Annotated in this window: 8 protein-coding genes; 2 read left to right on the top strand and 6 right to left on the bottom strand. The window is 74.6% G+C overall.

Annotated elements, in window-relative coordinates:
* Positions 1-25: 25 nt before the first annotated feature.
* On the bottom strand, positions 26-2,407 hold the full coding sequence (locus E4P39_RS00370) for an EAL domain-containing protein (protein ID WP_245159525.1): 2,382 nt from the start codon (positions 2,405-2,407) through the stop codon (positions 26-28).
* Positions 2,408-2,650: 243 nt separating this feature from the next.
* On the opposite strand from E4P39_RS00370, the gene leuS reads away from it, so the two are divergent.
* Positions 2,651-5,539 (top strand): leucine--tRNA ligase, encoded by a 2,889-nt coding sequence (leuS, locus tag E4P39_RS00365; protein WP_135134369.1) that lies wholly within the window; start codon positions 2,651-2,653, stop codon positions 5,537-5,539.
* Positions 5,540-5,691: 152 nt separating this feature from the next.
* Here leuS and lipB read toward each other — a convergent pair whose 3' ends face one another.
* From lipB to E4P39_RS00350, 3 genes are read right to left on the bottom strand one after another with little or no spacing between them, the layout of a single operon-like run.
* Positions 5,692-6,360, bottom strand: a complete 669-nt coding sequence (lipB, locus tag E4P39_RS00360; RefSeq protein ID WP_135134368.1) for a lipoyl(octanoyl) transferase LipB — start codon at positions 6,358-6,360, stop codon at positions 5,692-5,694.
* A gap of 10 nt (positions 6,361-6,370) precedes the next feature.
* Positions 6,371-7,117 carry a peptidase E gene (locus tag E4P39_RS00355; RefSeq protein ID WP_135134367.1) on the bottom strand — a complete coding sequence of 249 codons (747 nt, stop codon included), beginning with the start codon at positions 7,115-7,117 and terminating at the stop codon, positions 6,371-6,373.
* A complete protein-coding gene (locus E4P39_RS00350; RefSeq protein WP_135134366.1) occupies positions 7,117-8,382 on the bottom strand; it encodes an NAD(P)/FAD-dependent oxidoreductase in 1,266 nt (421 codons plus the stop codon). The genes E4P39_RS00355 and E4P39_RS00350 overlap by 1 nt, the downstream gene beginning before the upstream one ends.
* Before the next feature lie 118 nt (positions 8,383-8,500).
* Between E4P39_RS00350 and E4P39_RS00345 the strand changes: the two genes are divergently transcribed.
* Positions 8,501-10,147, top strand: a complete 1,647-nt coding sequence (locus tag E4P39_RS00345) for a serine/threonine-protein kinase (RefSeq protein ID WP_135134365.1) — start codon at positions 8,501-8,503, stop codon at positions 10,145-10,147.
* Between the two features lie 12 nt (positions 10,148-10,159).
* Here E4P39_RS00345 and E4P39_RS00340 read toward each other — a convergent pair whose 3' ends face one another.
* Together E4P39_RS00340 and sucB are read right to left on the bottom strand one after the other, a co-directional pair.
* Complete coding sequence (locus E4P39_RS00340; RefSeq protein WP_135134364.1) at positions 10,160-11,068, bottom strand: TIGR01777 family oxidoreductase; 909 nt, start codon at positions 11,066-11,068, stop codon at positions 10,160-10,162.
* 100 nt (positions 11,069-11,168) lie between these two features.
* The gene (sucB, locus tag E4P39_RS00335; protein ID WP_135134363.1) at positions 11,169-13,058 is read right to left on the bottom strand and encodes a 2-oxoglutarate dehydrogenase, E2 component, dihydrolipoamide succinyltransferase; all 1,890 of its coding nucleotides are present in this window, start codon (positions 13,056-13,058) and stop codon (positions 11,169-11,171) included.
* Positions 13,059-13,080: the final 22 nt, after the last annotated feature.

Here is a 13,080-nt window from a genome sequence, read left to right as displayed (position 1 = left end):
CCGACGTCCGATTGCGCACAACTCTTCATCGGCCGCGGGACCCTCCGTCTCGACCCGAGTTCGACGTGTTCCTGCTCCGCGGGTGGACGACGCGTGGGCGATCGCCGCCGTGCGGGTCGAGGAGGAAGGGCTGAGGGGTGCCCAGCCATCGCAGGAAGTCCGCGGCAGGCATGGGGCGGGCGATCGCGTACCCCTGGGCGACGTCGCACCCGAGGGCGGCCAGCGCGGCTCCCGTCGCGGCGTCCTCGACGCCCTCGGCGACCAGCCGCAGGCCCAGGGCGTGGGCCAGGGCGACCGTGTGCTCGACGATCGAGGCAGCCCGCTGGTCGCTGTCGACGTCAGCCGTCAAGCTCCGGTCGAGCTTGAGCTCGTCCGCGGGAAGGTGACGCAGGTAGGCCAGCGAGCTGTACCCGGTGCCGTAGTCGTCGATCGACGTCCGGACGCCGCGCCGCCGCAGGTCGGCGAGCACCTGCCGGCCCCGCTCGGGATCGGCCATGAGGGTGTCCTCGACGAGCTCCAGCGTGAGCGCCGCGGGAGGCAGCCCGTGCGCCCGCAGGGCGGCGGCGACCTTGCTCGGCAGGTCGAGGTCGTTGACGTTGGCAGCCGAGAGGTTGACCGAGACCGGTACCCGGCGTTGCGGCCACCACCGGGCGGCGGCGGCCAGCGCCAGTTCGAGCACGGTGTCGGTGAGCGGGCGGAGGAGGCCGGCCTGCTCGGCAGCGGGGAGGAGCTGGGCGGGGGAGAGCAGGCCGCGCGTGGGGTGGTTCCACCGGACGAGGGCCTCCGCGCCGACGACGCGCCCGTCGCCGAGGTCGATCTGCGGCTGGAGGTAGACCTCCAGCTCGCCGGAGGTGAGCGCCGTCCGGAGCTCCTCCATCGTGCGCAGCCGGTCACCGGTGCCACCGTGCGGATCGGGGACGTACACGTGCACGCCCTCGCGTCCGGACTTGGCGGTGTACATGGCGACGTCGGCGCAGCGCAGCAGCTCCTGGACGGAGGCGGCGGGCACGGGCGCCGTCGCGACGCCGATGCTGACGCCCACGTGCAGCCGGATGTCCTCGACGCTGAACGGCAGCTGGATCAGCTGCCGCAGCCGCGCGGCGCGCGCCTCGGCCTCGTCCAGCCCCGCGTCGGGGAGCAGGACGGCGAACTCGTCGCCACCCAGCCGGGCCAGGAGCTCTCCGGCCCGGAGCGCGGGCCGGAGGCGCGGGCCCACCTGCCGGAGCAACTGGTCGCCCGCGTGGTGACCGAGGCTGTCGTTCACCTCCTTGAAGCCGTCCAGGTCCAGCAGGAGCAGGGCGGCGGGACGGCGGGCGGTCGCCGTCGTCAGGACCCGTGCCGTCTCTTCCAGCAGGGCCCGCCGGTTGGGCAGGCCGGTCAGCTCGTCGGTGCGCGCCTGCAGCTTGACCTCGTGGAACGCCCGCACCTCGCGGAAGGTGACCGCGGTCCGGGCCAGGGCGGCGACGACGCACCCGATCGCCAGCCAGGCGGCCGCGACCGGCAGCTCGTCGCCCCAGCCGATCGCGAGCACGACGAGGCTCGCGACGTTGCAGGCCAGCGGGAGGGCCAGCAGGCGCCAGCCGATCCGCGACCGGCCGTCGTGGTCCTCTACGAGAGGTGCGGGGTCCGGCCGGGCGGCGTGGGCACCGGCCGCCGTCAGGGCGATCCCGGCCAGCCAGAGCAGCTCGCGCGGCCCGCCGTCCACGTAGCTGCCCTGCACGGTCTGGGAGAAGAGGACGACGTCGCCGACGAAGACCATGAAGAGGGCCGCGGTGACCAGCACGAGGGTGCGGTCGAACCGGACACCGAGGATGGCGCCCACCGCGACGAGCAGGGACAGCAGCAGCAGGTCCGCCGACGGCAGGGCGAGCTCGGTGACCGGCAGCGCGGCGCGGCCGGCGGCGGTGTCGAGGTACGGCGCGATCAGGAACGCCACGCCCATCGCCATGGTGCCGAGGGCGCCGATGATGCCGTCGAGCCACATGCTCGGGTGGAAGCGCGGCACCCGTGAACGGATCAGGGCCACCATCGTCACGTACAGCAGCAGGTACGCCGCGAACGCCAGGCCGTCGATCGCGGGGGGATAGGGGCCGTTGCCCTCCGTTCCGGCCGCGAGGGTGCGCAGGATGTTGGCCAGGGCACTCAGCACCAGGGCGACGGCGAGCGCGCGCCACGCGGTGCGTTCCGCCCGGACCCGCCGGGACGCCTGCCAGGACGTGGCGGCGGCGGGCAGGTAGGCCGCGTTGTAGAGGACGACGTCGAAGAACCGGTCCCACGAGTCGCCCGCCGGCCGCGGCCCCACGGTGGCGGCGAACAGGGTCGCGCAGGCGAGGGTGAGGAGGAACAGCGTCCGGGAGGACGGCGTCAGCCGTCCCCGGGTCTGCTCCACCCGGTCCTCATCGGTCACCGGGCGGCCGGACTCGACTCGAGCGGGCGCCTTTCCCCCGGAAGGGGAGACCGGGGTGGCCCGCCTGCCGGGCGGCGCGGTGCCGTCCCGCGCTAGGATCGGGCCCGTGACCGGCCGGCTCCTGCTTCTCCGGCCGTGCTGACCTGAGACGCTTCTCGCAGCACGGCGACCCCTCCACGCGTGAGGGGTTTTTTTCTGCCCGCCGCCGGTACGAGCGCACCAGATGACCCGGGAGCACCGACCATGAGCCAGACGGCCAGCCAGCCGAGCGCCGACGCGACGGCCGACGGCGCCCCGCCGCACCGGTACACGCCGGCGTTGGCCCAGCAGATCGAGCTCGCCTGGCAGGACCGGTGGGACGCGGAGGGCACGTTCCACACGCCGAACCCCGTCGGCCCGCTGAGCGAGGGCTTCGAGCGGGTGGCCGACCGGCCCAAGGCGTTCCTGATGGACATGTTCCCGTACCCCTCGGGCGCCGGGCTGCACGTCGGGCACCCCCTGGGCTACCTGGGCACCGACGTCACCAGCCGGTTCCTGCGGATGGACGGGCACAACGTCCTGCACCCCATGGGGTACGACGCCTTCGGCCTGCCCGCCGAGCAGTACGCCGTCCAGACCGGGCAGCACCCGCGGGTCACGACCGAGGCGAACATCGCGGCCATCGCCGCGCAGCTGCGCCGCCTCGGGGTCGACCACGACACGCGGCGCACCTTCGCGACGATCGACCCGGGCTACTACAAGTGGACCCAGTGGATCTTCCTGCAGATCTTCGGCGCCTGGTTCGACCCTGATGCCGGTCGGGCGCGCCCGATCGAGGAACTGGTCGCCGAGCTGGACGCCGGCACGCGCGTCCCCGCCCCCGGCACCAATCCCTCCGGGCTGCCCTGGACGGAGCTGGACGAGGTCGCGCGGCAGAGGGTGGTCGACGCCCACCGGCTGGCCTACCTGAACCAGGCTCCCGTCAACTGGTGCCCCGGCCTGGGGACGGTGCTCTCCAACGAGGAGGTCACGGCCGACGGGCGCTCCGAGCGGGGCAACTTCCCGGTCTTCCGGCGCCCGCTCACCCAGTGGATGATGCGGATCACCGCCTACGCCGACCGCCTGCTGGGCGACCTGGACCGGATGGACTGGCCCGAGTCGCTGAAGCAGATGCAGCGCAACTGGATCGGCCGCTCGACCGGCGCGCGGATCGGCTTCTCCTGCGGGGCCGAGACCATCGAGGTCTTCACCACCCGGCCCGACACGCTGTTCGGGGCCACCTACATGGTCGTGGCCCCGGAGCACCCGCTGGTCGACGCGCTGACCGCGTCGGCCTGGCCCTCCGAGGTCGATCCCCGCTGGACCGGCGGGGCCGCCACGCCCGCCGAGGCGGTGGCCGCCTACCGGCGGGAGGCCTCCCGCCGCTCGGAGCTGGAGCGCCAGACCGAGGGCCGCGACAAGACCGGCGTCTGGACGGGCGCGTTCGCCGTGAACCCGGTGAACGGCCGCGAGCTGCCCGTCTTCGTCGCCGACTACGTGCTGATGGGCTACGGCACCGGCGCGATCATGGCGGTGCCCGGCGAGGACGTCCGCGACTTCGAGTTCGGGGACAAGTTCGGGCTGCCGGTGATCCGGACCGTGCAGCCGCCGGAGGCCTTCGAGGGCGGCGCCTACACGGGCACCGGCCCGATGATCAACTCGGCCAACGACGAGATCTCGCTGAACGGGCTGGACAAGGCCACCGCCATCGCCACGATCACCGAGTGGCTGGTCGCCCATGGCCACGGCGAGGCGACCACGACCTACAAGCTGCGCGACTGGCTGTTCAGCCGGCAGCGCTACTGGGGTGAGCCGTTCCCGATCGTCTACGACGAGAACGACCTGCCGATCGCCGTGCCGGACTCGATGCTGCCCGTGCTGCTGCCCGAGGTCGACGACTACTCACCCAAGACGTTCCCCGACGACGACGCCGACTCGGCCCCCGAGCCTCCGCTGTCACGCGCCACCGAGTGGACGACGGTGGAGCTCGACCTCGGCGACGGGCCGAAGAAGTACCGCCGGGAGACCAACACGATGCCCAACTGGGCGGGGTCGTGCTGGTACCACCTGCGCTACCTGGACCCCTCCGACGACACGCAGATGGTCGATCCGGAGCTGGAGCGGTACTGGCTGGGTCCGCGCTCGCCCGGCGACGTCGGCGGCGTCGACCTCTACGTCGGCGGTGTCGAGCACGCCGTCCTGCACCTGCTGTACGCCCGCTTCTGGCACAAGGTGCTGCACGACCTGGGCCACGTCTCCAGCGAGGAGCCCTTCCGCCGGCTGGTCAACCAGGGCTACATCTCGGCCTACGCCTACACCGACGAGCGCGGGTTCTACGTGCCCGCGGCAGACGTCGTCGAGAAGGACGGGCAGTTCGTCTACGAGGGCAAGCCGGTCAACCGCGAGTACGGGAAGATCGGCAAGAGCCTGAAGAACATGGTCACGCCCGACGAGATGATCGGCGCGTACGGGGCCGACACCTTCCGGGTCTACGAGATGTCGACGGGCCCGCTGGACCAGTCCCGCCCCTGGGAGACCAAGGCCGTCGTCGGCTCGCAGCGGCTGCTGGCGCGGATCTGGCGCGTGGTCGTCGACGAGGGGACCGGCGCCGTCCGGGCCTCGGAAGACGCGCCCGGCGAGGAGACGCTGCGCGCGCTGCACCGGACGATCGCCGGTGTCCGCGACGGGTTCACCACGCTCCGGTTCAACATCGCGATCGCGCGGGTCACCGAGCTGACCAACCACCTGACGGCGACCTACGGCGCCTCGTCACCGGTCCCTCGGTCCGTGGTGGAGCCGCTGGTGCTGATGGTCGCCCCGCTGGCCCCGCACCTCGCCGAGGAACTCTGGTCGCGGCTGGGCCACGGGGAGTCACTGGCCTGGGCGCCGTTCCCGGTCGCCGACGAGCAGTGGCTCGTGGAGGACACCGTCCAGGTCGCCGTGCAGGTCAACGGCAAGGTGCGGTCGCAGGTCACCGTGCCGGCCGACGCCGGCGCCGCAGCCCTGGAGGCGGCTGCCCGCGGGGACGAGAAGATCGCGGGCTGGCTGGAGGGCGCCACCGTGCGCCGCGTCGTCGCCGTCCCTGGCCGGCTGGTGAACTTCGTCCTCGGCTGACGGACACGACGCCGGTGAACCCCTGTCCGGGTACACCCGGACAGGGGATGGGTCCGGCGGTGGATCCGCGGGCCCGGCGCCGGTGACCCGAGCACGCGGCGTCGGACGCCTTCCGGGACGGCCGGTCCCGGCCGGCTGCCCAGCCGGCCCGGTCAGGCGGCGGAACCGGCCGGCGCTGCCTCGAAGGCCAGGACCCGGCGCATCGCGGCCTCGACCGGCTCGATCGCCTCGGCGACGGGAACGTCCCGGCCGAGTTCGGCGGACAGCGAGGTGACGCCGGCGTCGGGGATGCCGCACGGGATCATGTTGCTGAACGCGGTCATGTCGGGGTCGCAGTTCAGAGCGAAACCGTGCATGGTCACCCCGCGGGCGACGCGGACGCCGATGGCGGCGACCTTGCGCTCCGGCCGGCCGGCACCACCGGGTCCGTCGGCGGCGACCCAGACGCCGCTGCGGCCGTCGACCCGTCCGGTCGCGAGCCCGAAGCCGGCGCAGACCTCGATCAGGGCCTCCTCCAGCCGGCGGACGTACGCGACGACGTCCACCGGATCGGGCAGGGCGACGATCGGGTAGCCCACCAGCTGGCCCGGGCCGTGCCAGGTGATCTTGCCGCCGCGGTCGACGTCGATGACCGGCGTCCCGTCGAAGGGACGCTCGTGGGCCGCGGTGCGCCGCCCGGCGGTGTAGACCGACGGGTGCTCCAGGAGGAGCAGTGTGTCCGGGCCCTCGCCGGCCACGCGGGCGGCGTGCAGCTCGCGCTGCCGCGCCCAGGCGTCCTCGTAGGGAACCAGCCCCGCACGCACGATCTCCAGCTCTGCCACGACGCCTAGCCTAGGCGCGCGGGTCGGGGAGCCGCCGCGGCTCGATGCGGGTCTCGACCGCTGCCCCGTCGGGACCGCGCTCAACCCGGTAGGCAGCGACGTCCGGCCGGTCCGAGACGGCCTCGGCGAGCTCGGTGCCGCGGTACAGCAGCCCGACGCCGTCGTCGGTGGCGTGACCGCCGGGGAGCGTGCCGTCGGCCACCAGCCGGTGGTACAGCGGGCGGCGCTGCTCCTCGGAGTCGTAGTGGACGCCGTTCGACGTGGGGATGAGGCCGAGCCCGTTGGTGACGGGGCGCAGGGCGGGACCGAAGGAGTCGGTCGTTCCGCCGACATGCCAGCACAGCGAGCCGGCGGAGACCCCGGCCAGCACGACGCCCGCCCGCCAGCACTCGGCGAACACCTCGTCCAGGCCGTGCACCCGCCAGACGGCCAGCAGGTTGGCCACGCTGCCCCCGCCCACCCAGATCACGTCCTGCGCGAGCAGGTGGGCCCGGGCGTCCGGCACCGTCGGCATCGTGAACAGGCTCAGGTGGCTCACCTGGACCGCGCTGCCGGCGAACGCCCCGTACACGCCGGCGACCCGCGCCGGGTCATCGCCCGTGGCGGTGCCGAGGTAGCAGAGACGGGGCCGGTCGGGCGCCTCGGCGAGCTCGAAGGCCAGGTCGAAGACCGGTCCGGGGCGCCAGTCGTAGGGACCGCGGTTGCGGCCGGCGAACCCCATGCTGGTGGCCAGGATCGTGGGCTCGGACGCGGGCATCAGGCGGCTCCTCGGGCGGGGCGGTCGGAGGGGCTCCCGGAGGGGCGGAGCGCGCGCAGCACCGCCCGCCCCGCGCGGGCGCCGCTGGCCATCGCGCCCTGGATGGAGGGGGTGTCGCGGTGGTCGCCGCACACGTACAGGCCCTCGCCCAGCTCGACCGGCCGGCGCAGCTGCAGCGGAGGCAGTGCGGCCGGCTGGGCGCCGGTGACGGTGACCGTGGTGAGGTGCAGCAGTTCGGCGGGGCCGACGCCGTGCGCGGCCGCGATCTCGGCCCGGACGTCCCGCTCACTCGTGGGGAGCAGCGTGGAGCTCGCCACCAGCGCCCGGCCGTCGGGGCTGTACGCCGGCTGGGCGTCGGACACCACGGCGCTGTTGACCAGCCGGCCTCCCGGTTGCCCCAGCACGATGAGCGGCATCGCCCAGGGGGAGGCGGGCAGGACGTGGAAGTGGGTGGTGACCTGCCGCGGCGCGGCGGCTCCCAGGCCGGGGAGCAGCCGGTCCGCGGACGAGGGATCGGTGGCGACGACGACGGCGTCGGCGTGCACCGTGCGGCCGTCGACGTCCACCGAGCCCGGGGCGACCGCGTGCACCAGGGTGCCGAGATGCAGCCGCTCCGGATCGAGCCGGTCGGCGAGCTGCCTGCCGACCGCCTGCATGCCGCCGGCGGGCAGGCCGATCGCCCCGCGCACGAAGGAGCGCCACAGCAGGTCCAGGTAGTGGCTGGAGGTGACCAGGTCGTCCTCCAGCAGGACGCCGGCCAGGAACGGGCGGAAGAAGCGCTCCAGGGCCGTGTCCCCGACGCCGGCGTGCCGCAGAGCCGACTCGGCGGTGAGTTCCGGAGCGGCGAGCAGCCGGTCGACGGGGGTGTAGCCGGCCCGGAGCGAGAACGCGGCGAGGGCGGCCTTCTCGCGCAGCGAGCCGACCGGCGCCCTCAGGGAGCCGAGCACGGAGGCGGGGCGCCGCCTGGGGTCGACCACCCGGTGGGCCCGGCCGTCCACCCGCACCACCGCACCCCGCTCGAACCACCCCAGGCCGAGTGCGTCCAGGTCGAGGTCGGCGGCTCGGGGGTAGCCGGTGTTGAGCACCTGGAACCCGCGGTCGACGACGAACCCGTCGACCCGCTCGGTCGCGAGCCGACCACCGGCGGAGCTGCCGGCCTCGAGGACGTGGACGTCGCAGCCGGCAGCGGCGAGGCGCGTGGCAGCGGACAGACCGGCCAGTCCGGCCCCGACGACCAGGACCTCCGCGTGCGCCGGCAACGACATCGTCGGAACGTAGCCGCTGCGGCAGGCGGCCAACCGCGGCGGGGGCGGTCGGTGGAGCGGCCGCGGGCCTGTGGACAGCCGGCACGGCCATCGGGCCGATCATCCTACGGTCGCCGACATGTCCGTTGCTGTGCCCCTGGGGGAACCGGCGCCCGACGAGCCCCCGGTCGTCCCCGGCTACACCCTGGAGGAGCTGCTCGGGCGGGGCGGATCGGGCGAGGTCTGGCGCGCCGTGCCGCGCCGGGGCGGCACTCCGGTCGCCGTCAAGGTCCTGGTGGCGGGGGACCCGGAGCGGCAGGGCCGGGAGGCGGCCCTGCTCGGGGAGCTCGACCATCCGCACCTGGTCCGGCTCCTCGAGGTGGTCCACCAGCCGCGGCGCGGCGGAGCCCCTCGGGTGGTGCTGGTCCTCGAGCTGCTGGCCGGCGGAAGTCTCGCGGCCCTGCTCGCCCGCCGGGGTCGGCTCCGCCCCGGTGAGGTCGTCACCGCCATCGCGCCCGTGGCGGCGGCGCTGGCCCACGCCCACGAGAACGGCGTCGTCCACGGTGACCTGTCGCCGGGCAACATCGTCTTCACGGCCGAGGGCCGTCCGGTCCTGACCGACCTCGGCGTCGCCCGGGTGCTCGGCGAGGCGGCGGCGGGGGAGGTCACCCCGGCCTACGTCGACCCCACCGTGGCCCGCGGGGGTGCCCCCGGCGCCGCGTCGGACGTCTTCGGCGTGGCGGCCGCGGCCTTCCACGCGCTCACCGGCATCGCCCCCTGGAACGCCGCCACTCCGGGGGACACCCTCGAGGTCGCCGCGACGGGCCTGCTGCCCGACCTGACCGAGCTGGCGCCGGGGGCGCCGCCCGCACTGCTCGAGGTCATCGCCCGGGGCCTCGCCCCCGACCCGCACCATCGCGGCTCGGCGGCCGCGTTCGCGCTGGACCTCCGGCACGCCTGCCGGCCGGATCCGGTGCGCCTGCCGATGGTCGGCGTTCCGGACGCGGAACTGGGCCGCACCGGCCGCGGACCGCGCACCGAACTGACCCACCAGGTGCCGGGGCGCCGGCCCCGCACCCGACCCGCCGTCGTCCCGCCTGCGGGGGAGCGGGGCATGCGGTGGGCCCGCGTCCGGGAGTGGCTGCGCCGCGGGACCGGCAGGGCCGTGGCGGGGGCACTGGTGCTGGCCGCGATGACCGGCGCGGTCTGGCTGGGCCTGCGCTGGACGGACACGGCGGAGACCGCCGGGCGGGGTGGCGCGTCCCTGGCAGCCGCGACGTCCGCGGCGCCCACCGCCGCGACCCGGACGGGAGAAGCTCCGGCAGGGAGCGCTCCGACCGGAGGCCCTACCGCCGGGACCGGGCTCGCGGACCGGCAGGAGGCGCCCGGCACGCCGGCGGCCTGGCAGCTGCTGGTCGAGGAGCTCTACGGGCGCCGGGCGCAGTGCTTCGGCGCCGGCACCCCCGAGCTGCTCGGCGGCGTCTACGCGCCGGGGAGTCCGCTCCGGGCGGCCGACGAGGCGCACGTCCGGGCCCTGGCAGCCGCCGGGGAGACGCTGCGCGGGTTCGCCCCGGCCGTCGTCGAGGTGACCGGGGTGAGCGTAACCGACGACCGCGCCCTGCTGGACCTGGTGGACCGCCGCCCGGAGTACGAGGTCGTCGCGGCCGGATCGGGAGAGGCGCCCGCGCTGCGGACCGAGCCGGGGCGGCCCCAGACGGCCGTGCGCATGGCCCTGCTCCGCACGCCGGAGGGGTGGCGGATCGAGAGCGCGGAACGAGTGGGCTGAGCGGGCCTGCGGTCAGCGTCGGGCGAGCGCCGTCCGCAGCGCCTGGTCCAGCCGCGTGTGGGTGAACGTGAACCCCGCCCCCGTCAGCTTCGCCGAGGAGGCCCGCTGGCCCCCCAGCACGCTGGACCGGGCGAACTCGCCGAGCACCGCCGACAGCACGAATGCCGGCACGGGCAGCACCGTGGGACGGCGGACCACCCGGCCCAGCTCCCGCGTGAACTCGGCGTTGGTGACGGGGCCGGGGGCGGTCAGGTTCACGGGACCGGAGAGGTCCGACGTCAGCAGGAAGCGGATCGCGTCGACCTCGTCCCGCAGGCTGATCCACGGCCAGTACTGCCGGCCCGATCCCAGCCGGCCGCCCAGTCCTGCCCGGAACACCAGACCGAGTATCTGCATCAGCATCGCGCCGCGCCCGATCACCAGACCGGTCCGCAGCAGCGCCACCCGTACGCCGGCCTCCGCGGCGGGCGCGGTGGCAGCCTCCCAGCGGGCGCACAGCCCGGCCAGGAAATCGCTACCGGGCGGTGCGGTCTCGTCGACCGGCCGGTCCCCGGTGTCCCCGTAGTAGCCGACGGCGGACGCCGACAGCAGCACCCGGCGCCGGTCGGGATCCCCGGCCGCCACGCCGGCCAGGGCCTCGCTGAGGGTGCTCGTGGCGTCGAGGCGGCTGGTCAGCAGGCGCTGCTTGTAGGCGCTCGTCCACGGCCGCGGGCGGATCGGCTCACCGGCCAGGTTGACCACGGCATCGACGTCGGCGAGGAGAGCCGGGTCGATCCGGCGGTGCCGGGGATCCCAGCGGTGCTCGTCAGCGGTGCGCGGAGTGCGGCGCACGAGCTTGAGCACCTCGTGGCCGTCGGCGCGCAACGCCGCGACGAGGGCGTTCCCGATGAGACCCGAGGCGCCGGAAATGGCCACCTTCATGTGCTGTGCCTCCCGCTGGTGCAGCTCCGCCCGCCGGACGCGGGAAGAGCACGGCCGTGATCAGGGCCCCGGACGCTGCCGGGGCCCTGATCGCCGGAGGTCAGGCGAGACCCAGCTCGCCGTGGAACTGACCGGCCTCCAGCCGCTCGCGCACGGTGGTGAGGAACCGCGCCGCGTCGGCGCCGTCCACGATGCGGTGGTCGTAGGTCAGTGCCAGGTAGACCATCGACCGGACAGCGATGACCTCGCCGAGCTCGTCGTCCTGGACGACGACGGGGCGCTTGACCACCGACCCGACGCCGAGGATCGCGACCTGCGGCTGGTTGATGATCGGCGTGTCGAACAGGGCTCCCCGGCTGCCGGTGTTGGTCAGCGTGAAGGTGCCACCACCCAGCTCGTCCGGAGTGATCTTGTTCGTGCGGGTGCGCTCCGCCAGGTCGGCGATCTTGCGGGCGATCCCGCCGAGGCTCAGGTCCCCGGCGTCATGGATCACCGGCACCAGCAGGCCCCGCTCGGTGTCCACCGCGATCCCGAGGTTCTCGGTGTCGTGGTAGGTGACCGTGCCGGCCTCCTGGTCGATCGAGGAGTTCACCGACGGGTGCGCCTTCAGCGCCTCGACCGCAGCCTTGGAGAAGAACGGCAGGAAGGAGAGCTTGACGCCCTCCCGGGCCTCGAAGTCCTTCTTCGCCTGCTGGCGCAGGTTGGCGATCCGCGTGACATCGGCTTCCACGACGGTGGTCAGCTGTGCCGAGACCTGCAGCGACTCCACCATGCGGCGGGCGATGACCGTGCGCAGGCGCGACATCTTCTCGGTCCGGCCACGAACCGACGTGTCCGGCGTGGCGGCCGGGGACGGTGTCCGGACCCCGCCACCGGCTGCCGCGGCAGGAGCGGCGGCGGGTGCGGCCGCCCTGTCCGCTGCGGACAGGACGTCCTGCTTGCGGATCCGGCCGCCCACGCCGGTGCCGGAGACCGAGCTGAGGTCCACGCCTCGGTCGGCGGCGAGCCGGCGCACCAGCGGGGTGACGTAGCTGCCGCCGCCGTCGCCGCCGGAGGCCTGAGCCGGTGCCCCCTGCGGTGCCACGGCGGGCGGGGGTGCGGAGGTGGGGGACTTGCTGGGCAGGGCGCCGCTGGCGCCGTAGTCGCCGCCCGGCTGGGCGGACGCCGGCTGGGCCTGCGGCGTCGGCTGCTCCTGCTGGGGGGCCTCCTGCTGGGGGGCCTCCTGCTGGGGGGCCTCCTGCTGGGGGGCCGCCTGCTTCGGCTCGGGAGCCTCGGGTGCCGCCTCCTGATCCGGCTGCTCCGGCTGAGCGGCCGCGCCGCCACCACCGGTGCCGATGATCGCCAGCTGTGCGCCGACCTCGACGGTCTCGTCCTCGTTGACCGTGATCTCCAGCAGCGTGCCCGCAGCCGGCGACGGGATCTCGGTGTCGACCTTGTCGGTGGAGACCTCGAGCAGCGGCTCATCGGCCGCCACCTCGTCACCGACCGCCTTGAGCCAGCGCGTGACCGTGCCCTCGGTGACGCTCTCGCCCAGCGCCGGCATGGTCACCGGGGTGCCCTCGCCGCCACCTCCGCCACCGCCACCACCGGAGCCGCTGTCAGCCGAGGCCGGTGCCGGCTCCTCGGCAGGCGCCGGCTCCTGGGCAGGCTCGGCCTCCTGGGCGGGAGCGGCGTCCTGCACCTGGTCGACCGGCGTCTGCGGGGTGTCGGCGTCGTCGGCGGACGCGGGGGCGCCACCACCACCGCCGTCGCCGTCCCCGCCGATGACGGCCAGCTCGGCGCCGACCTCCACGGTCTCGTCCTCGGAGACAAGGATCTTGGTCAGCACGCCGGCGGCGGGCGACGGGATCTCGGTGTCGACCTTGTCGGTCGACACCTCGAGGAGGGGTTCGTCGACCTCGACCTGCTCACCCTCCTGCTTGAGCCATCGGGTGACCGTGCCCTCGGTGACGCTCTCGCCCAGGGCGGGCATGGTGACGGACGTCGGCATCGGGGCAGTGCTCCTTCTGACG

Source organism: Blastococcus sp. CT_GayMR19, from assembly GCF_004570385.1.
GTDB lineage: Bacteria > Actinomycetota > Actinomycetes > Mycobacteriales > Geodermatophilaceae > Blastococcus_B.
Note: the sequence above shows the minus strand (reverse complement) of the source record. Positions and strands in the feature narration are given on the sequence as shown.